The sequence below is a fragment of the Burkholderia ubonensis subsp. mesacidophila genome (assembly GCF_002097715.1).
Classification (GTDB): domain Bacteria; phylum Pseudomonadota; class Gammaproteobacteria; order Burkholderiales; family Burkholderiaceae; genus Burkholderia; species Burkholderia mesacidophila.
The window spans coordinates 1,093,418-1,118,432 of sequence record NZ_CP020738.1; the positions used below are offsets into that span (position 1 = coordinate 1,093,418).

The following is a 25,015-nucleotide window of genomic DNA, read 5'->3' on the forward strand; positions in this document are numbered from 1 at the left end:
GGACGACGCAAAACGGGCTCACGAACCCGCGCGCCGTTCCCGATTTGGAAACTGCCGGCCGCATCCGCGGTCGGATACTGGTTGGTCCGGCCGCCGCGCCGGACACCGTGCAACGCACGCCGGAGGGCGGTGGGCGGCGCATGAGGCAAATCCGGGAGGTACGCTTGAGAGAAAATAATCCCATCCACTTTTCCCCGCAACGCTGGCTGCCGCAGTTGGCGCTGGCCGCGGCGGCCGTCGCGCTGACGGGCTGCACGATGACGCCGTGGACCGATACCTGGCAGCCGTACCGGCCGTCGACGCCGGCCGCGACGACGGGCAGCGTGATTGCGGGCTACTACCGCGTGAACCCGGGCGACACGCTCGCGGGCATCGCGGGCGCGTTCGGCCAGCGCGCGCAGGACGTCGCCAGCTGGAACCACATGGCGCCGACCGATACGGTCAGGCCCGGGCAGGTGCTGCGCGTTGCGCCGCCGCCCGCCGCCACGTCGCTCACGCCGCCGGCGACCGCGGCTGCGGCCCAGCCGGGCACACTGGCGTGGCCCGCGACCGGCGTCGTGGTTGTGCCGTTCTCGGCCGGCAAGACGCGCGGGATCGTCATCGCCGCGTCCGGGCCCGACCGGACGGTGCGCGCCGCGGCGAACGGACGGGTCGTCTATGCGGGGTCCGGCGTCAAGGCGTACGGTCCGCTCGTGATCCTGAAGCACGAGAGCGGCCTGATCACGGCCTACGGCCACAACGGCAAGCTGCTCGTCAACGAAGGCGACGCGGTTCGGACCGGCCAGCCGGTCGCCGAGATGGACACCGATGCGAGCGGGCGGGCGACGTTCGAATTCGAAGTCCGGCAGAACGGCAAGGCGGTCGATCCGTTGGGCTTCCTGCCGAAGAACGGCGGCTGACCGGGCTGGCCGGGGCGTGCACGCCGCAGCGTGCGCATGCGTCGGCCGTCGCTCATCCGTCCTTCGTCACCGGCGCTTCGGCGGCCGGTTTCGACCGGTTGCCGAGCCAGCGGATCGCCAGCGCGAGGGCGGTCGAGCCAAGCGCGATCAGCGTGCATTGCAGCGCGACGGGCAGATAGCCGTGCGGCCGAGGGTCGACGAACGGGTACGGATACCAGTTTTCCCAGGCGCCGCGCAGCAGCGTGTACGCAAGGTAGACGACCGGAAAGCCGAGCCACGTCACCGCGCTCTGCCACGGGATCGGCGAGCGCGGCTCCACGTACAGCCAGTCGCCGAGCACGACGAGCGGCACGATCCGGTGCAGCACCCAGTTGTGGTAGGCCGGCGTGATGTGCAGGAGCGCGTCGGGCCGCGCGAGCAGCAGCTCGTAGACGATCGCGGTGATCAGCATGTACAGCACCGCCGCGCCGCGCATCGACTCGTAGCGCGCGGACCCCATGCGAGCCGCCCGCCGGAGCCCCGCGAACAGCATCGCGGCCGCGTACAGGCTGCTCAGCTGGGTGAAGTAGCTGAGGTAGTTGCCGACGTGAAACATCGGCATGTCCAAGCGGCCTGCAATGCCGTGCAGCGTCGTCGAAAGCGCGAGCAACGCGGCCGTCAGCCGGTAGGCTGCAACGAAGAACGCTTTGCTCATGGTGCTGCACGACGACGACGCTAAAAACTCCATCGTGCCACAGTCGCATCCGCGCGGCGCACGATTTCGCACCCTCGTCGCGCGATGCGGGCGCGACCGAATCGTCGGATATTTGATCCTGCCCGTCGAAACCCGCCGCCCGTGCCGCTACAATCGCTGCAGCATGCCGCTGCACCGGCCGGCCCGCGGCAACTGTCCCACCCCCCGCATACGATACGAGACCGAGCATGAGAAACATCCTCGCGAGACAGGCGCGCTACAGCAGCCCCGCCATCTTCTTCCATTGGGTCATCTTCCTGCTCGTGGCGCTCGCCTATCTGGCGATCGAGATCCGCGGGCCGAAGGGCAGCGACAGCCGCGTGTTCTGGATGAACGTGCACCTGACCGCGGGGACCTTCGTGCTGGTGCTGTCGGCGCTGCGGATCGTCTGGCGGGCGGTCAGCCGCGTGCCGGCGCCGGTGCCGCAGCCCGCGCTGCTGCAATGGCTCGCGAGACTGACCCATGTCGCGCTGTACGCGTTCATCATCGCGCAGCCGTTGCTGGGCATCATGATGATCAACCTGGGCGGCAAGCCGGTCTCGCTCGACTGGCTCGGCATCTCGTTCACGCTGTTCGGGCCCGACAAGGCGTTGCGGCCGACCATCAAGGATGCACACGAGCTGATCGGCAACGCGTTCTATTTCGTGATCGGCCTGCACGCGCTGGCCGTGCTCTACCACCACTTCTTTCTGCGGGACGGCGTGCTGAAGCGCATGGCGCCCTGATCCGCGGGTGGGCCCGCCGCACGACGCCCCGGGGGCGCATGGTTGCGTGAACAACCATGCGCCCCCGGTTCGCTTGCGCATACGCAGGCTGGCCATTGTGCTGAACATTCTGTAACATCCCGTCTGATTTACATTCCGCTTACTCGACACCACGCATGCCGAACCGACATCGCACACTGACTGCCTGGCTGGGCATGCTCGCGATCTGGTTCGCGATCGTCGCACCGCTGGTGTCGCAGTGGCGCGTCGCCGAGGCGTCGACGCCCGATGCGGTCGTCTGCAGTGCAGAGCATGGCGGCCATCGTGCATCCGGTGCAGGCAGTGCGCACCATGCGCTGCATCTCGATGCGTGCGGCTACTGCGGCTTCTTCACGCACAGCCCGGCGATCGGCGGCGTTTCCTCCGCGCCGGCGCATCTCTCTGTCGTTTCCTCCACGTCCGCAGCCACGCCTGTTGCCGTCGCCGCGAGCGTCGACCGCTATCCGCGCGCGTATCCACGCGCGCCGCCCGAGAACGCCTGACGCGTTTTTTTCCGTTCTCATCTTTCCGCCGCCATCCGTGCGATCCGTCGATCGCGTGGAGGGCGTCACTCGGGCTTTCGATCATGATGCATTTCCTCTTGCGCGCGCAATCGGCGCCGCGCAATGCCACGCGTATTACCCGTCACACCACGTCGCGGCGCCTGCCGCTGATGCTGAAACTCACGATGCCTGCGCTGGCCGCCAGCGCGATGACAGCCGCCTGCGCGGCCACCGCCGCCGCGCGCGCGGACGATGCGGGGCCGGCCGTGCAGGCCGGCGCAGCCGACCTGCTGCCGCCCGTCGAGGTCGTCGCGTCGCCGCTGAGAACGCCGCTCGTCGTCGTCACGAATCCGAAGACGCCGCGCCAGCCGCTGCCCGCCAGCGACGGCGCGGATTACCTGAAGACGATTCCAGGCTTCGCGTCGATCCGCAGCGGCGGCACGAACGGCGACGCGGTGCTGCGCGGCATGTTCGGCTCGCGGCTGAACATCCTCGCGAACGGCATGCCGACGCTCGGCGCCTGTCCGGGCCGGATGGACGCGCCGACGTCGTACATCGCGCCGGAAAGCTACGACAAGCTCACCGTGGTGAAGGGGCCGCAGACGGTGCTGTACGGCCCCGGTGCGTCGGCCGGCACGGTGCTGTTCGAGCGCACGACGCGGCGCTTCGACAAGCCCGGCATGCGTTTCGACGGCAGCGTCGTCGGCGGCTCGTATGGGCGCAACGACCAGAACATCGACGTGACGGCCGGCACGCCGGACGTGTACGGCCGCGTGACCGCGAATCATGCGCATTCGGATGACTACAAGGACGGCAACGGCCGCACCGTGCCGTCGCAGTGGGACAAGTGGAACGCGGACGCGGCGCTCGGCTGGACGCCGGACGACCACACGCGCGTCGAGCTGACGGCCGGCGGCGGCGACGGCTATGCGCGCTACGCGGGGCGCGGGATGGACGGCGCGCATTTCCGCCGCGAGACGTTCGGCCTGTCGTTCGACAAGCAGCACATCGGCGACGTGCTCGAGCGCATCGAGGCGCGCGTGTACTACAACGAAGCCGATCACGTGATGGATAACTACACGCTGCGGGCGCCCGACCCGACGAGCAGCATGCCGATGCGGATGGCGTCGGAAGTGCGGCGCCGCACGCTCGGCGCGCGGGCCGCGGCGACGTTCCGCTTCGGCGACGACTTCACGCTCGTCGCGGGCGTCGACGCGCAGTCGAACCGGCTCGATTCGCGCTCGGCGATGGGGCGGCAGAACTATGCGGACAAGCCGTGGAATGCGCAGACGACGATGTGGAACACGGGCGCGTTCGGCGAGCTGACCTGGTACGCCAGCGACGTGTCGCGCGTGATCGGCGGCGCGCGCGTCGACTATGCGAGCGCGCGCGACAAGCGCCCGACGACGGGCGGCATGATGGGCAAGCCGAATCCGACGTTCGACGACGACCGCTCGCGCGTGCTGCCGAGCGGCTTCCTCCGCTACGAGCGGGATCTCGCGGCGCTGCCGGTTACCTGGTACGCGGGGATCGGCCATGCGGAGCGCTTTCCCGACTACTGGGAGCTGTTCTCCGCGAAGCGCGGGCCGGCCGGCGCGGTCAATGCGTTCTCGGCGGTCAAGCCCGAGAAGACCACGCAGCTCGACATCGGCGCGCAGTACCGGAGCGAACGGCTCGATGCATGGGTGTCGGCGTACGCGGGCTACGTGCAGGACTTCATCCTGTTCAATTACGTGCCCGGCATGATGGGATCGACCACGCAGGCGACCAACGTCAATGCGCAGATCATGGGCGGCGAGGCCGGCGTCGCATGGCGGCCGGTCGCGCCGTTGCGCGTCGAGACGTCGCTCGCGTATGCGTGGGGGCGCAACGTGGCGACCGGCGATCCGCTGCCGCAGATGCCGCCGCTCGAGGCGCGCTTCGGGGTCGAGTACACGCGCGGCGCGTGGTCGGCGGGCGGCCTGTGGCGCGTCGTTGCATCGCAGCATCGCTACGCGCTCAACGAGGGCAACGTGGTGGGCAAGGACTTCGGTCCGAGCGCCGGGTTCGGCGTGCTGTCGCTGCATGCGCAATACAACGTGAGCAAGACCGTGCAGGTGTCGGTCGGCATCGACAATGTGCTCGACAAGGCCTATACGGAGCACCTGAACCTCGCCGGCAACGCGGGCTTCGGCTACGCGGCCAACACGCCCGTGACCGAGCCGGGGCGCACGGCATGGGTGCGCGTCAGCGCGAAGATGTGAACGGTGCGCATGCTGTGTGTGCAGCGCAGCATGCGCAACCGCGGGCGGCGGCCCGCCGGTTTCGGCCGCCCGCGTCAACCGACTAGAGAGCCGTGTCTAAAGGGGGCGCAAACGTTCGTCAGCCGTGCTTAACTCCCGCATTCGACGCACGGGCCGGACGAGGGCGCCTGTCGCGCCGAGACGATCTCTCTCGCACCAGCAGGATAAAAACAGGAGAACAAGCATGGCCAGATCAATGCGTTCCAGGGTGGTGGCAGGGGCAGTGGCTTGCGCGATGAGCGCCGCGCCGTTCGCGGGCATGACCGCGCTCGTGACGGCCGCGACGACGCGTGCGGCAGTGGCGGCGACCGCGCCGGCCGACGATTACGCGACGACGCGTTATCCGATCATTCTCGTGCACGGGCTGACGGGTACCGACAAGTACGCGGGCGTGCTCGATTACTTTTACGGCATCCAGCAGGACCTGCAACAGCACGGCGCGACCGTGTACGTCGCGAACCTGTCCGGCTACCAGAGCGACGACGGCCCGGACGGGCGCGGCGAGCAATTGCTCGCGCAAGTGAAGCAAGTGCTTGCGCAGACCGGCGCGGCCAAGGTCAACCTGATCGGCCACAGCCAGGGCGGCCTGTCGTCGCGCTATGTCGCCGCCGTCGCGCCGGAGCTGGTCGCGTCGGTGACGACGATCGGCACGCCGCACCGCGGCTCGGAATTCGCGGACTTCGTGCAGGGCGTGCTCGCGTACGACCCGACCGGTCTTTCGTCGACGGTGATTGCGGCGTTCGTCAACGTGTTCGGGATGTTGACAAGCAGCACCCACAACACCAACCAGGATGCGCTCGCCGCGCTGCAGACGCTGACCACGGCGCGGGCCGCGACCTATAACCAGAACTTCCCGAGCGCGGGGCTCGGCGCGCCCGGCTCGTGCCAGAGCGGTGCGCCGACGGAGACGGTCGGCGGCAACACGCACCTGCTTTACTCGTGGGCCGGCACCGCGATCCAGCCGACGTTCTCGGTGCTGGGCGTGACGGGCGCGAAGGATACGAGCACGATCCCGGTCGTCGATCCGGCGAATGCGCTCGACGCGTCGACGCTCGCGCTGCTCGGCAGCGGCACGGTGATGGTCAACCGCGGCGCAGGCGAAAACGACGGCGTCGTGTCGAAATGCAGCGCGCTGTTCGGGCAGGTGCTGAGCACGAGCTACAAGTGGAACCACGTCGACGAGATCAACCAGCTGCTGGGCGTGCGCGGCGCGTACGCGGAGGACCCGGTCGCGGTGATCCGCACGCATGCGAACCGGCTGAAGCTCGCGGGCGTGTAAGCGATGGCCGCACGTGACGATCGCGCGCCGCGGTGGCGGCGCGCCGGAGCGGTGGCCGTCGTGGCGCTGGTCGTCGCGGGCGGCGTGTGGATCGGGCGCGGCGCCGCGTTGCGTCATGACGCGGGTTCCGCGCGCGCGCCGGCGGACGCGACGACGTCCGGCGGCGCTGCCGCGGCGCTGCCGCCGGACGCGGCTAGCGCGGGCCTGCCGTCGTCGCTGGCAGGCTCGAGCGCGCCGCGCCTGCCGCTCGAGGCGGGCGGCCATCTGGCGAAAGCGCGCGCGGTGCGCGATTTCTTCGACTATTGCCTGAGCGCGCAGAGCGACCTGAGCGCGACCGCGCTCGACGCGCTGGTTGCGCGCGAGATCGCCGCGCAGCTCGACGGCACCGTTGCGCAGGCCGAAGCGCTCGACGTCTGGCACCGGTACCGCACGTACCTGGCCGAACTGGCGAAGCTGCCGGCCGCGGGCGCCGTCGCCGACAAGTCCGATATCGGCGCGCTGGAACTCGCGCTCGACCAGCGCGCGTCGATCGCGCGGCGCACGCTCGGCGACTGGAACGAACCGTTTTTCGGCGACGAGCAGTGGCGGCAGCGTTTCGACCTCGCGCGCGTGAAGATCGCGCAGGATCGCACGCTGACCGACGCGCAGAAGGCCGAGCGCCTTGCCGCGCTCGACCAGCAGCTGCCGCCCGGCGCACGCGCCGAACGGCAGCGCGTCGCGCAGCAGCAGGCCGCGATCGCGCAGATCGCGCAGTTGCAGAAGTCGGGTGCGACGCCGGACGCGATGCGTGCGCAACTGACCCAGTCGCTCGGCCCGGAGGTGGCGGAGCGTGCCGCGCGCATGCAGCAGGACGACGACGCGTGGCAGCGCCGTTACACCGACTATGCGGCGCAACGCGACCAGATCTCCGCCCTTGGGCTGCCGCCGCAGGAGCGCGACGCGCAGATCGCGGCGCTGCGTCAGCGACTATTCACGAAACCGGGCGACGCGCTGCGCGCGGCGTCGCTCGATCGCGGCGCCGCGGCCCCGCAGTAGCTGTGACGTGCGCGGCGTGAAGCGGCCCTATGCCGCGCGCGTCGCCTGCCGCGGCAAGTGGCGCTCGATCGTCGTCGCGAGCGTGTCGAACGCGGGGCCGATGCTCTCGTGCGCGACGCATGCATAGCCGAGCAGCAGGCCCGGCCGCGCGGCGTCCGTGCTGCTGTAGTAGCTCGTGAGCGGACGCACGATCACGCCGGCGTCGAACGCGCTCTGCGTGACCTCGCGATCGTCGCAGGCGTCGGGCAGGCCGAGCACGAGATGCAGGCCTGCCTCGTCGCCCATCACCGGCAGCGCGTCGCCGAAGCGGGCGTGGATTGCGTCGATCAGGAGCTGCCTGCGCTCGCCGTACAGCGTGCGCATCCGCCGCACGTGCGAGGTCAGATAGCCGTCCATGATGAATTCGGCGAGCACGGCCTGCTGCATCAGCTGCCCCTCGCGATACAGTTCCGACAGCCCGGTGCGGAACGTGTCGACCAGGTGCTCCGGCACGACCATGTAGCCCATTCGCAAGCCCGGGAACAGCATCTTGCCGAGACTGCCGACGTAGATCACGCGGCCGCCGTCGTCGAGCCCCTGCAGCGACGCGAGCGGGCGGCTGCCGTAGCGGAACTCGCTGTCGTAGTCGTCCTCGATGATCCAGCAGCGGTGCTGCCGCGCATATTCGAGCAGCATCCGGCGCCGCGCGAGGCTCATCACCATCCCGAGCGGATACTGGTGCGACGGCGTGACGAGCACGAGCCGCGGCGGATGCTGCAGGTCGCTCACGCGCGGGTCGAGCCCTTCCTGGTCGACCGGCACCGGCGTGAGCGTCAGCCCGGCCGCCTGCAGCACGCTGCGCACGCCCCAGTAGCAGGGCTCTTCCACCCACGCGCGATCGCCGATGTCGGACAGGAGGCGCACCGCGAGATCGATCGACTGGTGGATCCCCGTTGTGATGATCAACTGGTCCGGCGAGCATTTCACCGAGCGCGCGACGCGCAGGTAGTCGGCAAGCGCGCGCCGCAGCGGGCGGTAGCCGCCGCCCGGCGCGTAGGTCAGCAGCTCCGGGTTCGCTTCCTTCCATAGCCGCGCCTGCAGGCGGCTCCACGTGCGGCTCGGGAATTCCGACACGTCCGGCACGCCCGGCATGAACGCGCCCCACTGACGGCGCGATACCCCGGCATGTTCGATCAGCTGGCGGCCGCGCATCGACAGGCCGCCCTGCGCGTCGTCCTGCTGCGCCGCTGCATCGTCGGCGGAAGGTGACGGAGGCGGGCTGCCCGGCGCCTGCATCGCCGCGGCGTCCGGGCGCGTGTCGGCGACATAGGTGCCGCTGCCGGTCGTCGTCAGCACGTAGCCTTCGGCCGTCAGCTGGTCGTACACGTGCAGCACGGTATTGCGCGCGATCGACAGGTCGGCGGCGAGCGTTCGCGAACTCGGCAGCTTGGTTCCTGGCCCCAATTCCCCGGTCAGGATGGCCTGCTGCATCAGCTGCAGCAGCTGGCGATACATCGGCTCGGACGAGCCGCGGTCGAGGCGCGCGGAGAGCCAGTCGGCAAGGATCACGGTATCCAAAGTGGTCCTACTAGGAATATTGAAATGGTTCCCTATTGTAGAACCGTGTCCGCCGTATAGTGAGTCGCATCTCAATAATGCGTGTCGCGTTGCAAGGGGACAGCCACGATGAAGACCGATGAAGTGATCGTCAGCTTTCGCGGCGTGCGGAAGACCTACGACGGCGAGACGCTCGTCGTCAAATCGCTCGACCTGGACATCCGTCGCGGGGAATTCCTGACGCTGCTCGGGCCGTCCGGCTCCGGCAAGACGACCTGCCTGATGATGCTGGCCGGCTTCGAGTTTCCGACGGGCGGCGAGATTCGCCTCGACGGCGAGCTGCTGAACCACGTGCCGCCGCACAAGCGCAACATCGGCATGGTGTTCCAGAACTATGCGCTGTTTCCGCACCTGACCGTCGAGCAGAACGTCGCGTATCCGCTGACGGTGCGCAAGCTGGTGGCCGGCGAGCGCGCCGAGCGCGTCGCGCATGCGCTGAAGATGGTGCAGATGGAACGTTTCGCGAAGCGCTACCCGTCGCAACTGTCGGGCGGCCAGCAGCAGCGCATCGCGCTGGCCCGCGCGCTGGTGTTCGAGCCGAAGCTCGTGCTGATGGACGAGCCGCTCGGCGCGCTCGACAAGCAGCTGCGCGAACACATGCAGTACGAACTGAAGGCGCTGCACGAGAAGCTCGGCGTGACCTTCGTCTACGTGACGCACGACCAGGGCGAGGCGCTGACGATGTCGGACCGCGTCGCCGTGTTCGACAAGGGCATCGTGCAGCAGCTCGACACCGTCGACCGCCTGTACGAATCGCCGTGCAACGAATTCGTCGCGAACTTCATCGGCGACAGCAACCGGCTGCGCGGTACGGTCGCACGCGTCGACGGCGAGTTCTGCGAGTTCCGGCTCGACGACGGCACGAAGCTCGTCGGCCGCAACATCGGCAACGCCACGGCCGGTGCGGCCGCGGTCGCATGCATCCGTCCCGAGCGCATGAGCCTCGCGCTGCAGCACGGCAACGGCCACGCGAACGGTGCTGCCGCCAACCTGCTGGCTGGCGAGGCCCGCAGCCTCATCTATTTCGGCGATCACGTGCGCATGCGCTGCGCGGTGCCGGGGCAGGACGAATGCTTCGTCAAGGTTCCGCTCGGCACCGGCGCGCTCGACGCGTTCTCGCCCGGTGCGCCGGTCGGCCTCGCGTTCGCGCCGGAGCATCTGCGCGTGTTCGCCTGAACACGGCTTCACGGTTTTCTGCAGCACGTCGTCCATAACAACGGCGCACTTCCACCACGAGAGGAACCATCATGAATCGAGCAAGCTTTACCGCGCGCCGCACCGCCTTCGCGCTGGCGCTGGCCGTGTTCGGCGCATCCGCGTCGGCGGCGGAGATCACGGTCGTCAACTTCGGCGGCGCGAACGGCGATGCGCAGAAGGTCGCGTTCAACCAGCCGTTCGAGAAGTCGACGGGCAACAAGGTCACGGCCGTCGAATACAACGGCGAGCAGGCCAAGGTGAAGGCGATGGTCGAGGCGAAGCACGTCAACTGGGACGTGGTCGAGGTCGAATCGGGCGACCTGAACCGCGGCTGCGACGAAGGGCTGTACGAGAAGCTCGACTGGTCGAAGATCGCGAAGAAATCCGACCTGATTCCGGAATCGCCGCAGACCTGCGGCGTCGGCTTCTTCGTGTGGTCGACCACGCTCGCGTACAACGCGGACAAGCTGAAGGCCGCGCCGACGGGCTGGGCCGATTTCTGGGACGTGAAGAAATTCCCGGGCAAGCGCGGGATGCGCAAGGGTGCGCGCTACAACCTCGAGTTCGCGCTGATGGCCGACGGCGTCGCGCCGAAGGACGTCTACAAGGTGCTCGGCACGAAGGCCGGCCAGGATCGCGCGTTCAAGAAGCTCGACGAGCTGAAGCCGAACATCCAGTGGTGGGAGGCGGGCGCGCAGCCGCCGCAGTTCCTGGTCGCCGGCGACGTCGTGATGTCGACCGCGTACAACGGCCGCATCAGCGCAGCGCAGAAGGAAGGCAAGAACCTGAAGGTGGTGTGGAACGGCAGCATCTACGACCTGGACTACTGGGCGATTCCGAAGGGCACGCCGAACAAGGCGCTCGCCGAGAAGTTCATCGCGTACTCGCTGACGTCGAAGCCGCAGCAGGACTACGCGCAGCACATCTCGTACGGCCCGGCGAACCTCGCCGCGATCAAGTCGCTCGACGCGAAGACGCTCGCGAACCTGCCGAACTCGCCGGCCAACGGCAAGAACGCAGTGCTGCAGGACATCGGCTTCTGGACCGATCACAGCGACGAGCTCGAGCAGCGTTTCGCCGCGTGGGCGTCGAAGTAAGCGCGTCGCAGTCCTGACGCAACCGGCCGCGCGATGCGCATGCGTCGCGCGGCATGCCGCCGGACTCCGGTCCGGCCGGAGAGACCCGTTGAATACGATGACGATCGCTTCTTCTCCGTCGACGCAGTCGACCGCCACGCTCAAACGCGAGCTGAAGGCCGCCGAGGCCAGGAAGCGCACGATGGCGCTGCTGCTGGTCGCGCCGCTCGCGATCTTCCTGCTGCTGATCTTCGTCGTGCCGATCGGCGCGCTGCTGACGCGCGCGGTGCAGAATCCGGAGATCGCGGCCGCGCTGCCGAAGACGGTCGCCGCGCTGTCCGGCTGGGACCGCAAGACGCCGCCCGCCGACGCCGCGTACGCGGCGCTCGCCGCCGACATGACGCGGGTGGCCGACAGCGAGGCGATGGGCGCGCTCGCGCGGCGCCTGAACACCGAGATTCCCGGCTACCGGTCGCTCGTCGCGAAGACCGCGCGCGCGATGCCGCTCAAGGGCGATAACGGCGAAGCGCTCGCGCCCGCGCAGCAGCGCGCGAAGCTCGTCGAGCTCGATGCGCGCTGGGGCGACCCCGCGTACTGGCAGGCGATCGCGAAGAACGGCAGCGCGTATTCGCCGTTCTACCTGCTCGCGTCGCTCGATCACAAGCAGGACGGCTTCGGCCACGTCGTGCCCGCCGATCCGGACCAGTCGATCTACCTGGCGATCTTCGGACGCACGCTCGTGATCGGCTTCGCGGTCACGCTGTTCGCGCTGCTGCTCGGCTATCCGCTCGCGTACTGGATCTCGACGCTGTCGGAGCGGCGCGCGAATCTCGTGATGATCCTCGTGCTGATCCCGTTCTGGACCTCGGTGCTGGTGCGCGTCGCCGCATGGATCGTGCTGCTGCAGAGCGAAGGGCTCGTCAACAAGGCGCTGATCGGCAGCGGGCTGATCTCGCATCCGCTCGCGCTGCTGTTCAACCGGGTCGGCGTGTACATCTCGATGACGCACATCCTGCTGCCGTTCATGATCCTGCCGCTCTTCAGCGTGATGAAGTCGATCCCGCCGACCTACCAGCGCGCGGCCGTGTCGCTCGGCAGCCATCCGTTCGCGGCGTTCTGGCGGGTGTACGTGCCGCAGACCTATCCGGGCGTCGGCGCGGGCGCGCTGCTGGTGTTCATCCTCGCGATCGGCTACTACATCACGCCGGCGCTGCTCGGCGGACCGAACGACCAGATGGTCAGCTACTACGTCGCGTACTTCACGAACGTGACGATCAACTGGGGCATGGCGTGCGCGCTCGGCGGGCTGCTGCTCGCGGCGACGCTCGTGCTGTATGCGGTCTACGGCCGCTTCACCCGCTCGAACGTGAGCCTCGGCTGAGCCGCGGGAAACAGGGAAGGGGATTCCAACATGAAACTGCTCGCCAGGCCGCTGTTCGCGCCGCACATGTCGTTCGTCGAGCGCGCGTGGTACGTCGCGTTGCGCGTGCTCGTCGTGCTGACGCTGCTGTACCTGATCCTGCCGGTGCTCGCGATCGTGCCGCTGTCGTTCTCGTCGAGCACGTTCCTCGTCTATCCGATCCCGGGCTTCTCGACGCGCTGGTACGAGAACCTGATCGCGTCCGACGAGTGGCGCATGGCCGCGAAGAACAGCTTCATCGTCGCGCCGTCGGCCACCGTCGTCGCGACCGTGCTCGGCACGCTCGCCGCGATCGGGCTCACGAAGGCCGACTTCCGCGGCAAGGGGCTGCTGATGGCGGTGCTGCTGTCGCCGATGATCGTGCCGGTCGTCGTGGTCGGGGTCGGCATGTACCTGTTCTTCGCGCCGCTCGGCCTCGCCAACACCTACACGGGCCTGATCTGCGCGCACGCGGCGCTCGGCGTGCCGTTCGTCGTCACGACGGTGGCCGCGACGCTGCAGGGCTTCAACCACAACCTCGTGCGCGCGAGCCTGTCGCTCGGCGCGAATCCGGTCACGACGTTCTTTCGCGTCACGCTGCCGGTGATCGCGCCGGGCGTGATGTCGGGCGCGCTGTTCGCGTTCGCGACGTCGTTCGACGAAGTGGTCGTCACGCTGTTCCTCGCCGGCGCCGACCAGACCACGCTGCCGCGCCAGATGTTCACCGGCATCCGCGAGAACATCAGCCCGACGATCGCCGCACTCGCGACGATTCTGATCCTCTTCTCGACGAGTCTGCTGCTCGCGCTCGAGTGGCTGCGCGGACGCAATGCGCGGCGGGCGGTGACGTGACGACGTGACGAAGTGAAGGTGGACCGGCTTTCGTTTGGCTGACCATTGAGGCGGCCGCCTGCAGGATCGATGCGGCTCTGCAACAATACGGAACGCGGCGGCGCGCGCACCGGTTGTTCCGGACGACGCGCGCGCTGTCGAGCCGGTCCATCCGCGACGCATCGCATCGCGTCGCTCGTCAGCAGAGTCACATCTTGTCCGAAACCGCTTCCGCCGCCCGCACCCCGGAGCCGGCCGTCAACTGGCGCGCGATGTCCGCCGTGCTGCTGGCCGTCGCGCTCGCGACGCTCGACACCGCGATCGCGAACACGGCGCTGCCCGCGATCGCCGCCGACCTGCACGCGGCGCCCGCCGCATCCGTGTGGATCATCAACGCGTACCAGCTCGCGATGGTCGCGACGTTGCTGCCGTTCGCCGCGCTCGGCGACATCGTCGGCCATAAGCGTGTGTACATCGCCGGTCTCGCGGTCTTCACGCTGGCGTCGCTCGGCTGCGCACTCGCGTCGACGCTCCCGCTGCTGACGGCCGCGCGGATCGTGCAGGGCCTGGGCGCGAGCGCGATCATGAGCGTCAACGTCGCGCTGATCCGCAGCCTGTATCCCGCGCACCGGCTCGGGCGCGGCGTCGGTCTCAACGCGCTCGTCGTCGGCGTGGCGTTCGCGGTGGGCCCGACGATCGCGTCGCTGATCCTGTCGGTCGCCGCCTGGCCGTGGCTGTTCGCGGTGAACGTGCCGCTCGGCCTGTGCGCGTTCGCAGTAGCGATTCCGTCGCTGCCGCAGACGGCGCGCGGCCGCCACGCATTCGATCCGGTGGCCGCGCTGCTCAACGTCGTCGCGTTCGCCGCGCTGATCTTCGCGCTCGGCGAGGCCGCGCAGCGCGGGCCGCTGCATGTCGTGCTCGCCGCCGCCACGCTGGCGCTCGGCTTCGGCTTCCTGCTGATCCGCCGCGAGGCCGGGCATCCGGCGCCGATGCTGCCGGTCGACCTGTTTCGCCGGCCCGTGTTTGCGCTGTCCGCGCTGACCGCGGTCTGCGCGTTTGCCGCGCAGGGGCTCGCGTTCGTGTCGCTGCCGTTCTATTTCGAAACCGTGCTGCATCGGAGCGCGGTCGAGACGGGCTTCCTGATGACGCCCTGGTCGATCGTCGTCGCGCTCGCGGCGCCGCTCGCGGGGCGTCTGTCGGACCGCTACCCGCCCGGGCTGCTCGGCGCGGTCGGCCTCGCGCTGCTGTGCGCGGGCATGGCGTCGCTCGCCACGCTGCCGGCGGCGCCGCACGTGCTCGACATCGGCTGGCGGATGATGCTGTGCGGCGCGGGCTTCGGCTTTTTCCAGTCGCCGAACCTGAAGGCGCTGATGTCGAGCGCGCCGCCCGAGCGCAGCGGCGGCGCGAGCGGGATCATCGGGACCGCGCGGCTGACCGGGCAGGCGACCGGCGCGGCGCTCGTCGCGCTGTCGTTCGGGATCGCGGGCCGCTATGGGCCGACGCTTGCGCTGGTGCTCGGCGCGTGCTTTGCCGGCGCCGCGAGCGTCGTGAGCGGGCTGCGGATGTTCGCGCCGTCGCATCGCGCCGGCGTGGCGGTCGCATCGGAGCGGGCGACGAAGTGACGGCGGGGCCGCAGTTGCCGGGGCGCTCGGTCGGTCCGTTGCGTCAATGCGAAGAATCAGGGAAGCAAGAAAACAAAAAGCCGGCGCGCGGTGAATCTCCCCGCGCGCCGGCCTTGCATACATCGCTCAGAAGCCGCCTGCCTTGATCAGCTGGTTGAGGTTCGCGATGTTCAGGCTGCCGAAGCCGGTCGTGTAGTCCCAGCCCTGGCCGGCGGTGTAGCCGTAGCCCTGGTAGCCGTTGTTGCCCGACGTGACGTCGTAGCGAACGAGCGACGGGTTCGTCGGGATATCGTTATAGAAGTTGCCCGCGGGGAAGCCCAGGCCCGTGCCGTTCGCGGCCAGGATGCGCGCCCAGAAGCCGGAGAAGAGCGGCGCCGACAGGCTCGTGCCGCCGATCTGCTGCAACTGGCCGTAGTTGTAGATGTACGCGCCGGTGCTCTGCGCGGCATCGAACGACACGTCCGGCAGCTGGCGGTTGCTGCCCGACTGCCACGACGGGGCGGGCAGGATCGTGCTGACGCCGCCGCCCGTTGCCCACAGCTTGCCGTTGCCGTCGAGCCCTTCGTTCCACACGGTTTCACTCGAGAGCGCGCCGCCGGACGTATAGAGCGTCGTGCCGCCGATCGCGAGCACGTGCGGCGACGAGGCCGGCCACGACACCGTATAGTTCGAGCCGTCCGGATAGCCGCGGTTGTTGCACTCGTACACGCCTTCGTCGCCGGACGACACCGAGAACGTCTGGCCCTGCGCAGCCGCCGTCGTGAAGATCTGCTCCTCGGCATTGAGCGTGCCGTCGGCGTTCGCGTCGGTCTCGCACCAGCCGAGCGACACGTTGATCACCTTCGCGACGTTGTCCGACACCGCGCGGTTGAACGCCTGCGTGAGCCCGGTGTTGCCCGACGCGTTCAGGTCCGCCATGTAGAACACGAGCTTGCCGACCTTGCCGCCAGCCGCGCCGACGATCGACTGGCTGTCGAGATCCCATTCGCCCTGGCCTTCCTGGTCGTCGCTGTAGTTGCCGCCGGAACCGTTGGTCTGGACGGTTTGCGTCGAGACCGCGCCATAGCCGTTGCTGGACGTGAAGGTCTTCAGGTCCTGCAGCGTCTGCGCCACGCCGCCGATCGTCATGATGCCGACCGCGACGCCGGCCGCGGTCGGCACGCCGGTCGCGTTGTAGATGGCCGGGAATTCCTTCGGATAGTGGCCGGTCGCGGTGCCCGCGGCGAGCGCCGTCGGCTTCGCGACGTTGCCGACGCGCAGCAGCGGATGCGCGTGCGCGACGTTCTGCAGCCCCAGCACCGAGCCGACGACGTCGCCGAGCGCGCGCGGCACTTGCGCGGTGGACGCGTTCGCGAAGCCCGAGCGGCCCGCGTACTGGAAGTGCACGAGCGACGTGTTGAACGCGGTCTTCACCGTGCCGGCGGTGCCGCGCGCGGAAACGAGCAGCCGGTTCGGCGCGACCTCGATATCGACGAAGCCGCTCTTGCGCAGATAGTCGACGACCGACTTGACCTGCGCGTCGGTCGGCGCGTAGTGGGCGAGGAACTGCTCATGCGTGAGGAACTTGCCGTACTGCGCATTGCCGCGCCGGTTGACGTCGCGCGCGAGCTGCTTGAGCTGCGCGGCGTTACGTAGATTCAGGCTGATCACGACGCTGGTCGTTTCGCCCGCTGCCAATTCGAGCGACGGCGCCGCACTGCGCGCCATCAACTGCGGGCCGGTCAGGAAGGCCTTCGTGTGTGTGTCGACCCAGTCCGTCGCGCCGTGTGCCGCGCCGGCGGCAAGGATGAGCGGCCATGCGCAGGCGAGACGGCGGGGCGACGGCAGAGGCAGGGAAAACCAGGTGTTCCTTTTCATCGGGTGTCCTTTTGAGGAGGGACGACGTTGTTGGAACCCCCGGCCCTTGTGGGGCCGCGAGCGCAGTGGAGCGTAGGACGCCATAACGCTTCGGGTAGCTGAGAGAAACATCAGCTGTCAGTTCTGACAAGGCGGGCCCGCTGCGCAGGCGTGGAGGGTGGCGCATCGGGGCAGGCTGCGGAACCGATTCACGGGTGCATCGCGTGGCGGCGGGCAGCGCGTGTGTCGTTCGGGCAGACGCAGCAGCCGTGCGGGCGGAGGGGCGCGCGTTGCGACGGCGCGCGCCGCATCGACCGGCTGCGAGGGCGATGCGCCGCGTTCGCGGTGCTGCGTCGCACTATGTGGTCGGGGCTTGCGGCAAGCTTTCTGGTACGGCGTCTCGACGCCGCCGGCGCATGGGGAAATCCGTCTGAAAGGGGCGGGGCGTGCCGAATGGTGGAACAGCGCGCGGCGCAGTCTTGCAGGCGGCTTTCGGGTTGCGCGTCCGGCCCCCCACTTTAGAGCGAGTGCTCTATTTGGCGTGCGGGCGAAAAAAAGCCCGGCGCGAGGCCGGGCTTCCAAATCGGCCGCAGCCGCCGAAGCGGTGCGGCACCTGCAAAAGCGGAGCGCTTACGCTGCGAGCAGCGAGCGCAGCACAAACGGCAGGATACCACCGTGCTTGTAGTAATCGACTTCGATCGGCGTATCGATGCGCAGCAGCACCTGCACGCGCTTCGTTTCGCCGTTCTTGCCGTTGATCACGAGCGTGACGTCCTGCTGCGGCTTGAAGTCGTCGCCGAGGCCTTCGATGTCGAACGTTTCGTCGCCGGTGATGCCGAGCGACTGGATGCTGTCCGAGCCCTTGAACTGCAGCGGCAGGACGCCCATGCCGACCAGGTTCGAACGGTGGATCCGCTCGAAGCTGCGTGCGATCACGGCCTTCACGCCGAGCAGCTGCGTGCCCTTCGCCGCCCAGTCGCGCGACGAGCCGGTGCCGTACTCTTCGCCCGCGAACACGACGGTCGGCGTGTCGGCGTCGATGTACTTCATCGCCGCGTCGTAGATCGACAGCTGTTCGCCGCTCGGCTGGTGGATCGTCAGGCCGCCTTCGACGCGCGTGCCGTCTGTCTTCGCCGGAATCATCAGGTTCTTGATCCGGACGTTCGCGAACGTGCCGCGCATCATCACGTCATGGTTGCCGCGGCGCGAGCCGTAGCTGTTGAAGTCGGCCTTCTGCACGCCGTTCTCCTTCAGCCACTTGCCTGCCGGCGAGTCTTCCTTGATCGAGCCTGCCGGGCTGATGTGGTCCGTCGTGACCGAATCGCCGAAGATGCCGAGCGCGCGCGCGCCCTTGACCGTGACGATCTGGTCGGCCGGCTGCATCGAGAATTCCGTGCCGAAGAACGGCGGTTCCGCGATGTACGTCGACTTCGGCCAGTCGTAGACCTGGCCCGATTCGCCCTCGATCTTGCTCCAGAGGTCGCCCTTCTTGGTCAGCTTCGCGTAGTTGTCCTCGAACTTCTTCGGATCGAGCGCGTACTTGAGCAGCGCGTGGATTTCGTCGCTCGTCGGCCAGATGTCGCCGAGGTAGATGTCCTTGCCGCCCTTGCCCTGGCCGACCGGCTCGGTCATCAGGTCGCGCGTGATGTTGCCGGCGATCGCGTAAGCGACGACCAGCGGCGGCGATGCCAGGAAGTTCGCGCGGATGTTCGGGTGGATACGCGCTTCGAAGTTGCGGTTGCCCGACAGCACGGCCGCCGCGACGATGTCGTTCTTGACGATCGCTTCGTTCAGTTCCGGCGTCAGGTCGCCCGCGTTGCCGATACAGGTCGTGCAGCCGTAGGCGGCGACTTCGAAGCCGAGCTTCGACAGGTAGGGCAGCAGGCCCGTCTTCGTCAGGTACTCGGTGACGATGCGCGATCCCGGGGCGAGCGACGTCTTGATGTGCGGCGCCACGGTCAGGCCGGCTTCGACGGCCTTCTTCGCGAGCAGGCCGGCAGCCAGCAGCACGCTCGGGTTCGACGTGTTCGTGCACGACGTGATCGCGGCGATCAGCACGTCGCCGTTCTTCACGTCCACGCCGTTGCTCGTCGTGTACTGCGCGTCGAGGTCGGCGGCCTTCTTCGCGAAGCCGTTTTCCGCGACCGGCTTCGAGAACAGGTCGGTGAACGTCGACTTGACGTGGCCGATCTCGATGCGGTCCTGCGGACGCTTCGGGCCGGCCAGCGACGGCGCGACCGTCAACAGGTCCAGCGTCAGCGTCTTCGTGTAGTCGATGTCGCCGGCCTTCGGAATGCCGAACAGGTCCTGCGCCTTGAAGTAATTTTCGAACGCGGCGATTTCCGCCTTCGTGCGGCCCGTGCCCTTGAAGTAGTCGATCGTCTTCTCGTCGACCGGGAAGAAGCCCATCGTCGCGCCGTATTCCGGCGCCATGTTCGCGATCGTCGCGCGGTCCGGCAGCGCGAGCGTCTTCGTGCCTTCACCGAAGAACTCGACGAACTTGCCGACGACCTTTTCCTTGCGCAGCATTTCGGTGATGGTCAGCACCAGGTCGGTGGCCGTCACGCCTTCGCGCAGCTGGCCCTTCAGCTCGACGCCGACGACGTCCGGCGTCAGGAAGTACACCGGCTGGCCGAGCATGCCGGCTTCCGCCTCGATGCCGCCCACGCCCCAGCCGACCACGCCGATGCCGTTGATCATCGTCGTGTGGCTGTCCGTGCCGACGAGGGTGTCCGGGTAGAAGACCGTGCCGTCCGCGTCCTTCTTCTTGTGGACGCCGCGCGCGAGGTACTCGAGGTTCACCTGGTGGACGATGCCGATGCCCGGCGGCACGACCTTGAACGTGTCGAATGCCTGCATGCCCCACTTCATGAACTGGTAGCGCTCGTTGTTGCGCTGGAATTCCAGCTTCATGTTCAGGTCGAGTGCGTCCTTCTGGGCGAAGTAGTCGATCTGGACCGAGTGGTCGACGACGAGATCGACCGGGACCAGCGGCTCGATCTTCTTCGGGTTCTTGCCCGCGCGCTTCGCGACACCGCGCATGGCCGCGATGTCGGCGAGCAGCGGCACGCCCGTGAAATCCTGCAGCACGACGCGCGACACGACGAACGGAATCTCGTCGACGCGCTTGGCGGTCGGCTGCCAGTTCGCGAGCTGCTCGATGTGTTCCTCGGTGATCTTCTTGCCGTCGTAGTTGCGCAGCACGGACTCGAGCACGATCCGGATCGACACCGGCAGGCGCTCGATCTTCGTCTTCAGTTCCTTGCCGAGTTGCGGCAGCGAGTAGAACTTGCCTTTGCCGGAACCGCTGTCGAATTCCTTGAGGGTCTTGTGGAGATTGTGGGCCATGGTGATTTTCCTGGGTTCAAGTCTAGGAAACAAATAGTCCTGCATATGACGGCTATATCACATACAAGTCGACGTACTCATTGACCGGCATGGCTTCGAGCCTTGCCTGGTCCAGCGACACGTCGAGAATCGCTTGTTGCTGCTTTGCCGGGAAGCGGCGGGCGAGATGGGTCCTGAATTTCTCGATCAGAAGCGGGATGCCGTCGGCGCGGCGTCGCTGGTGGCCGATCGGATACTCGACCGCCACTTCGGCAAGCTTCGATCCGTCCGCGAACTCGATCGTCAGCGCATTCGCGATCGATCGCTTGTCCGGATCGTGGTAATCCTTCGCGAACTGCGGGTCCTCGACGCACACCGTCTTCGCGCGCAGCGCGTCGATGCGCGGGTCGGCGGCGACCGCGTCCTCGTAGTCGGCCGCCGTCAGCCGCCCGAACAGCAGCGGCACCGCGACCATGTACTGGATGCAGTGGTCGCGGTCCGCCGGGTTGGCGAGCGGCCCCTGCTTGTCGATGATGCGGATCGCCGCCGCATGCGTGCGGATCGTGATCCGGCTGATGTCGTCGGTCGAGCGACCGGCCGCGGCGAGCTGCGCGTGCAGCTGCATGGCCGCTTCGGCGGCCGTCTGCGCGTGGAATTCCGCGGGGAACGCGATCTTGAACAGCACGTTCTCCATCACGTACGTGCCGTACGGGCGCTGGAAGCGGAACGGCTGTCCGTTGAACAGCACGTCGTAGAAGCCCCAGGTCTGCGCGGTCAGCGCCGACGGGTAGCCCATTTCTCCCGTCTTCGCGATCAGCGCGAGGCGCACCGCGCGCGACGTCGCGTCGCCGGCCGCCCACGACTTGCGCGAGCCCGTGTTCGGCGCGTGCCGGTAGGTGCGCAGCGCGTGGCCGTCGACGAACGCGTTCGACACCGCGTTGATCAGCTCGTCGCGCGTGAGCCCGAGCAGCTGGCCGACGACGGCGGTCGATGCGACCTTGACGAGCAGCACGTGGTCGAGCCCGACCTGGTTGAATGAATTCTCGAGTGCGATGCAGCCCTGGATCTCGTGGGCCTTGATCATCGCGATCAGCACGTCGCGCATCGCGAGCGGCGCCTTGCCGGCGGCGACGGCGGTGCGTGACAGCCAGTCGGCCGTCGCCAGGATTCCGCCGAGATTGTCGGACGGATGGCCCCATTCGGCGGCGAGCCAGGTGTCGTTGAAGTCGAGCCAGCGGATCGTCGCGCCGATGTCGAACGCGGCCTTGACCGGATCGAGCTGGAACGACGTGCCCGGGACCTTCGCGCCGTTCGGCACGATCGTGCCGGGTACGACGGGGCCGAGCAGCTTGGTGCAGGCAGGGTAGGACAGCGCCTCGAGTCCGCAGCCGAGCGTGTCGATCAGGCAATGACGCGCGGTCTCCAGCGCGAGCGCGCTGTCGATCCCCGCATTCAGCACGTAGTCGACGATGTCGACGAGCACCGGATCCGGGGCAGGGCGGACGTTGGAGATCGGGGCGGACATCGAGGGGCCTGGGTGAACGGCTTAGTTGTTCTTCAGCTCGTTCGATTGCGTCGGCGCCGGCGTGCCTTGCGCCATTTCCGGCGTCACGCACTCGTCCGCGAGGCGCTCGCCGCCGTTCGCGTCGCTGAACAGCATTGCCTTGGTCGGGATCACGACCAGCTTGAAGCCGTTCGCCGGATCGTAGAACGTGTCGGCGCCCGTCGTCGTTGCCTGACGCGGCAGCTTGTAGTTCTTCTTCGCCCAGTGAACCGTGACGATCTGGTCACGCTTCATGTCGCCGGCGAGGTCGAACGACAGGCCGTCCTTGCACGCCCACTTGACTGCGCCGTCCGGCACCGTGTCGACCTTGGCCGCGGCACGCGCCTGTGCCTTCTTGCTGCGCGGGATGATGCGCTTGGCCGGCGCCGGGCGCTTGGCCGTTGCCTTCTTTGCAGTCGTCGTAGCCGTACCCTGGGCGAACGCGCTCGGAGCCGAGACCAGCATCGTGGCGGACAAGGCGCCGATGGCGGTAGCGATCAGGAGTTTCTTCATGGAGTCAGAACCTTTCGATAATCAGTTGACATGGCCGGTGGCGTCGGGCCGCCGGCCGGGTTGAACTGCACGCGCCCCGGAAGCGCGCAGCGGCCGCTATTTTCACCTATTTGGCCGCGCATATTTCAGGTTTTCAGGCTCCGTTACGTTTTTTGTCGTTTCGCAAACCGGCGATCGGCTCGCGCCCCGGCGAATGCATGAAATCCGTGTGTCAGCCGGCCGGCGGCGCGTGCTCATCGCGCGTCTCCCGCGGCGGCCGGGCCGAACAGCGGCGCCGCCCCGGCAGGCACCGGCTGGCCGGTCGCCTGCGCGCGGCGCAGCACCGACCAGTAATAGCGGTAGCTCGCGCGGTCGTGCAGCGTGTCGCCGTGTCGTGTCGGACCCCAGTCGGCGGCTTGCGCGACCAGCAGGATTTCGGCGGCGAGCGCGACTTCGTCGGTGCGCGGTGCGAACGCGTCGACGATCGGCCGGATCTGCGACGGGTGGATGCTCCACATCCGCGTGTGCGCGAACTCGTCGCGTGCGCGGCGTGCGTCGTTCGCGACGACGCCCATGTCGCGCACCTCGGTCGTCACGTTGTGCGACGGCGTCTTGCCGTGCGCGTGGCAGGCCGCGGCGATCTCGAGCTTCGCGCGGCGCACGAGCGGATGCTCGAACTGGCCGGGCGAGCGCATCGCGCTGTCGGGAATCGCGCCGTGATGCGCGGAGACGAAGTCCATCAGGCCGAAGCTCAGCGTGCCGACGAGCGGCAGCGCGGCGAGGGCGGCCGCGTGCGCGAGCGCGCCGTGGGTCTCGACCAGCACGTCGACCGGAATCGGCCGCGCGATGCCGAGTTCGCGGCGCGTGCCTTCGATGAACGCGCACATCTCGGCGGCGTCGGCGGCGTTCGCGATCTTCGGCAGCGTGATGTAGGCCGGCGCCTGCGTCGCGCGCAGGATGATGCGCACGTCGTCGCGCCAGTGGGGGTGGGAGAAATCGTGGATCCGCGCGCCGACCCGCCCGAAGCGGTTGTCGGCGCTGCCGAGCAGGCCGGCGACGAGCTCCGCGTGCGCGGCTTCCTGGCCGACGGCCGCGCCGTCCTCGCAGTCGAGCGTGATGTCGAACACGGGGCCCATCTCGGCCTGCAGCGCAAGCGACTTGCGCATCAGCTTCTCGCTGCCGGCGTAGTGATCGCAGCATGGCAGGATCGCGGGCGGGGACGCACCGTCGTACAACACTTCTGCAGGCGTGAGCGCGGACATCTTTTCTACGTCCAGGAGGCGGACCAGCGTGGAAAAATCGGATGCGGGCGCGTTCTGGGCCGGCGCGGCGCGTAGCGCGCACCGGCGGCAAAACGCATCCGGATCGGATCGGGGGCGCAGCGGGCCGGCGGCATGCCGCCGGCCCGCGCCGCAGCCGAGCCCGCCCGCGGGCGGCTCGGCCGGCGCCTTACTTCAGCAGGTGGGCGACGCCGTCACGCTCTTCGAGCAGCTCGGCCAGCGTGCCGTCCATCTTCTCGCGCGAGAACGCATCGATTTCCAGGCCTTCGATGCGCTTGTACTCGCCGTTTTCGCACACGACCGGCACGCCGTAGATGATGTCTTCGGGGATGCCGTACGAGCCGTCCGACGGAATGCCCATCGTGACCCACTTGCCGTTCGTGCCGAGCACCCAGTCACGCACGTGGTCGATCGCCGCGTTGGCCGCCGACGCCGCCGACGACAGGCCGCGCGCTTCGATGATCGCCGCGCCGCGCTTGCCGACGGTCGGGATGAACGTGTCGCGGTTCCAGACGTCGTCGTTGATCAGCTTCAGCAGCGATTCGCCTTCGGCGGTCGCGAAGCGGAAGTCCGGGTACATCGTCGGCGAGTGGTTGCCCCACACCGCGAGCTTCTCGATCGACGCGACCGGCTTGCCCGACTTGGCCGCGAGCTGCGACAGCGCGCGGTTGTGGTCGAGGCGCAGCATTGCCGTGAAGTTCTTCTTCGGCAGGTCCGGCGCCGACTTCATCGCGATGTACGCGTTCGTGTTGGCCGGGTTGCCGACGACCAGCACCTTCACGTCGCGGCTTGCGACTTCGTTCAGCGCAGCGCCCTGGACCGTGAAGATCTCGGCGTTCGCCGACAGCAGGTCCTTGCGCTCCATGCCCTTCGAGCGCGGACGGGCGCCGACCAGCAGTGCGACGTCGGCGTCCTTGAATGCGACTTTCGGGTCGTCCGTGATCACGACGCCCGCGAGCAGCGGGAACGCGCAATCGTCCAGTTCCATCACGACGCCTTTGACGGCGGCTTGGGCTTGCGGGAGGTCGAGCAGTTGCAGGATGACCGGCTGGTCCTTGCCGAGCAGGTCGCCGTTCGCGATACGGAACAGCAGCGAGTAAGCGATTTGACCTGCGGCGCCGGTGACGGCAACGCGCTTTGCGGGCTTAGCCATTGAAAATCTCCAGGACGGGTGAAGCGTGGGACGCTCCGGAAAACGCCATTCTATGCGCGTTACGCGAAGCGTTGCTTTGAAGCAGGGCGGAGGACTCGCGGTTGCATGCGCGGTGGACCTGGAGACGGGCCGAGGCACGTGGCCGGGGACGCGCTTTGCCACCCGCGAACCCTTGCTCGCCCCGGAGTT

General features: G+C 68.2%; 19 protein-coding genes. 11 read left to right on the plus strand and 8 right to left on the minus strand.

Annotated features, from left to right (window positions below):
* Positions 1-164 precede the first annotated feature (164 nt).
* A complete protein-coding gene (locus tag B7P44_RS22530; protein ID WP_084908209.1) occupies positions 165-899 on the plus strand; it encodes a peptidoglycan DD-metalloendopeptidase family protein in 735 nt (244 codons plus the stop codon).
* Between the two features lie 52 nt (positions 900-951).
* On the opposite strand, the gene B7P44_RS22535 is transcribed toward B7P44_RS22530, so the two are convergent.
* Positions 952-1,593 (minus strand): Pr6Pr family membrane protein, encoded by a 642-nt coding sequence (locus B7P44_RS22535; RefSeq protein WP_084908210.1) that lies wholly within the window; start codon positions 1,591-1,593, stop codon positions 952-954.
* A 227-nt stretch (positions 1,594-1,820) separates the two neighbouring features.
* On the opposite strand from B7P44_RS22535, the gene B7P44_RS22540 reads away from it, so the two are divergent.
* The 5 genes from B7P44_RS22540 to B7P44_RS22560 all read left to right on the plus strand — a co-directional run bounded on the left by B7P44_RS22540 (position 1,821) and on the right by B7P44_RS22560 (position 7,474).
* The gene (locus B7P44_RS22540) at positions 1,821-2,357 is read left to right on the plus strand and encodes a cytochrome b (protein ID WP_084908211.1); all 537 of its coding nucleotides are present in this window, start codon (positions 1,821-1,823) and stop codon (positions 2,355-2,357) included.
* 155 nt (positions 2,358-2,512) lie between these two features.
* Entirely contained in the window at positions 2,513-2,878 is a 366-nt protein-coding gene (locus B7P44_RS22545; protein WP_084908212.1) for a DUF2946 domain-containing protein, read from the plus strand.
* 83 nt (positions 2,879-2,961) lie between these two features.
* Positions 2,962-5,121, plus strand: coding sequence for a TonB-dependent copper receptor (locus tag B7P44_RS22550; protein ID WP_084908213.1), 2,160 nt, complete (start codon positions 2,962-2,964; stop codon positions 5,119-5,121).
* A gap of 223 nt (positions 5,122-5,344) precedes the next feature.
* Positions 5,345-6,439: a triacylglycerol lipase gene (locus B7P44_RS22555; protein WP_084908214.1), complete on the plus strand. Its 1,095-nt coding sequence runs from the start codon at positions 5,345-5,347 to the stop codon at positions 6,437-6,439.
* A gap of 3 nt (positions 6,440-6,442) precedes the next feature.
* Complete coding sequence (locus B7P44_RS22560) at positions 6,443-7,474, plus strand: lipase secretion chaperone (protein WP_084908215.1); 1,032 nt, start codon at positions 6,443-6,445, stop codon at positions 7,472-7,474.
* A gap of 27 nt (positions 7,475-7,501) precedes the next feature.
* Here B7P44_RS22560 and pdxR read toward each other — a convergent pair whose 3' ends face one another.
* Positions 7,502-9,031, minus strand: a complete 1,530-nt coding sequence (gene pdxR / locus B7P44_RS22565; protein ID WP_084908216.1) for a MocR-like pyridoxine biosynthesis transcription factor PdxR — start codon at positions 9,029-9,031, stop codon at positions 7,502-7,504.
* Between the two features lie 108 nt (positions 9,032-9,139).
* Here pdxR and B7P44_RS22570 point away from each other — a divergent pair, with 108 nt between their 5' ends.
* The 5 genes from B7P44_RS22570 to B7P44_RS22590 all read left to right on the plus strand — a co-directional run bounded on the left by B7P44_RS22570 (position 9,140) and on the right by B7P44_RS22590 (position 15,195).
* Complete coding sequence (locus B7P44_RS22570; RefSeq protein ID WP_084908217.1) at positions 9,140-10,246, plus strand: ABC transporter ATP-binding protein; 1,107 nt, start codon at positions 9,140-9,142, stop codon at positions 10,244-10,246.
* Positions 10,247-10,317: 71 nt separating this feature from the next.
* Positions 10,318-11,364: an ABC transporter substrate-binding protein gene (locus B7P44_RS22575; RefSeq protein WP_084908218.1), complete on the plus strand. Its 1,047-nt coding sequence runs from the start codon at positions 10,318-10,320 to the stop codon at positions 11,362-11,364.
* Positions 11,365-11,452: 88 nt separating this feature from the next.
* On the plus strand, positions 11,453-12,724 hold the full coding sequence (locus B7P44_RS22580; protein ID WP_084908219.1) for an ABC transporter permease: 1,272 nt from the start codon (positions 11,453-11,455) through the stop codon (positions 12,722-12,724).
* Positions 12,725-12,754: 30 nt separating this feature from the next.
* A complete protein-coding gene (locus B7P44_RS22585; protein WP_084908220.1) occupies positions 12,755-13,594 on the plus strand; it encodes an ABC transporter permease in 840 nt (279 codons plus the stop codon).
* A gap of 194 nt (positions 13,595-13,788) precedes the next feature.
* On the plus strand, positions 13,789-15,195 hold the full coding sequence (locus tag B7P44_RS22590) for an MFS transporter (RefSeq protein ID WP_084908221.1): 1,407 nt from the start codon (positions 13,789-13,791) through the stop codon (positions 15,193-15,195).
* Positions 15,196-15,321: 126 nt separating this feature from the next.
* Here the strand turns inward: B7P44_RS22590 and B7P44_RS22595 are convergent, their stop codons facing one another.
* The 6 genes from B7P44_RS22595 to B7P44_RS22620 form a co-directional block, all read right to left on the minus strand.
* Positions 15,322-17,052 carry a S53 family peptidase gene (locus B7P44_RS22595; RefSeq protein WP_084908222.1) on the minus strand — a complete coding sequence of 577 codons (1,731 nt, stop codon included), beginning with the start codon at positions 17,050-17,052 and terminating at the stop codon, positions 15,322-15,324.
* A gap of 609 nt (positions 17,053-17,661) precedes the next feature.
* Entirely contained in the window at positions 17,662-20,379 is a 2,718-nt protein-coding gene (acnA, locus tag B7P44_RS22600) for an aconitate hydratase AcnA (protein WP_084908223.1), read from the minus strand.
* Between the two features lie 52 nt (positions 20,380-20,431).
* Positions 20,432-21,883, minus strand: a complete 1,452-nt coding sequence (locus tag B7P44_RS22605) for a bifunctional 2-methylcitrate dehydratase/aconitate hydratase (protein WP_084908224.1) — start codon at positions 21,881-21,883, stop codon at positions 20,432-20,434.
* Positions 21,884-21,904: 21 nt separating this feature from the next.
* Positions 21,905-22,414, minus strand: a complete 510-nt coding sequence (locus B7P44_RS22610) for a hypothetical protein (protein ID WP_084908225.1) — start codon at positions 22,412-22,414, stop codon at positions 21,905-21,907.
* Positions 22,415-22,647: 233 nt separating this feature from the next.
* Positions 22,648-23,655, minus strand: a complete 1,008-nt coding sequence (locus tag B7P44_RS22615) for an HpcH/HpaI aldolase/citrate lyase family protein (protein WP_084908226.1) — start codon at positions 23,653-23,655, stop codon at positions 22,648-22,650.
* A gap of 187 nt (positions 23,656-23,842) precedes the next feature.
* On the minus strand, positions 23,843-24,826 hold the full coding sequence (locus B7P44_RS22620) for a malate dehydrogenase (protein ID WP_059566007.1): 984 nt from the start codon (positions 24,824-24,826) through the stop codon (positions 23,843-23,845).
* Between the last annotated feature and the right edge of the window lie 189 nt (positions 24,827-25,015).

Coding starts and splice junctions, on each gene's coding strand:
- B7P44_RS22535 (WP_084908210.1), bottom strand. CDS start 1,593: ATGAGCAAAGCGTTCTTCGTTGCAGCCTACCGGCTGACGGCCGCGTTG.
- B7P44_RS22575 (WP_084908218.1), top strand. CDS start 10,318: ATGAATCGAGCAAGCTTTACCGCGCGCCGCACCGCCTTCGCGCTGGCG.
- B7P44_RS22550 (WP_084908213.1), top strand. CDS start 2,962: ATGATGCATTTCCTCTTGCGCGCGCAATCGGCGCCGCGCAATGCCACG.
- B7P44_RS22555 (WP_084908214.1), top strand. CDS start 5,345: ATGGCCAGATCAATGCGTTCCAGGGTGGTGGCAGGGGCAGTGGCTTGC.
- B7P44_RS22615 (WP_084908226.1), bottom strand. CDS start 23,655: ATGTCCGCGCTCACGCCTGCAGAAGTGTTGTACGACGGTGCGTCCCCG.
- B7P44_RS22570 (WP_084908217.1), top strand. CDS start 9,140: ATGAAGACCGATGAAGTGATCGTCAGCTTTCGCGGCGTGCGGAAGACC.
- acnA (WP_084908223.1), bottom strand. CDS start 20,379: ATGGCCCACAATCTCCACAAGACCCTCAAGGAATTCGACAGCGGTTCC.
- B7P44_RS22545 (WP_084908212.1), top strand. CDS start 2,513: ATGCCGAACCGACATCGCACACTGACTGCCTGGCTGGGCATGCTCGCG.
- B7P44_RS22610 (WP_084908225.1), bottom strand. CDS start 22,414: ATGAAGAAACTCCTGATCGCTACCGCCATCGGCGCCTTGTCCGCCACG.
- B7P44_RS22585 (WP_084908220.1), top strand. CDS start 12,755: ATGAAACTGCTCGCCAGGCCGCTGTTCGCGCCGCACATGTCGTTCGTC.
- B7P44_RS22560 (WP_084908215.1), top strand. CDS start 6,443: ATGGCCGCACGTGACGATCGCGCGCCGCGGTGGCGGCGCGCCGGAGCG.
- B7P44_RS22595 (WP_084908222.1), bottom strand. CDS start 17,052: ATGAAAAGGAACACCTGGTTTTCCCTGCCTCTGCCGTCGCCCCGCCGT.
- B7P44_RS22620 (WP_059566007.1), bottom strand. CDS start 24,826: ATGGCTAAGCCCGCAAAGCGCGTTGCCGTCACCGGCGCCGCAGGTCAA.
- B7P44_RS22540 (WP_084908211.1), top strand. CDS start 1,821: ATGAGAAACATCCTCGCGAGACAGGCGCGCTACAGCAGCCCCGCCATC.
- B7P44_RS22605 (WP_084908224.1), bottom strand. CDS start 21,883: ATGTCCGCCCCGATCTCCAACGTCCGCCCTGCCCCGGATCCGGTGCTC.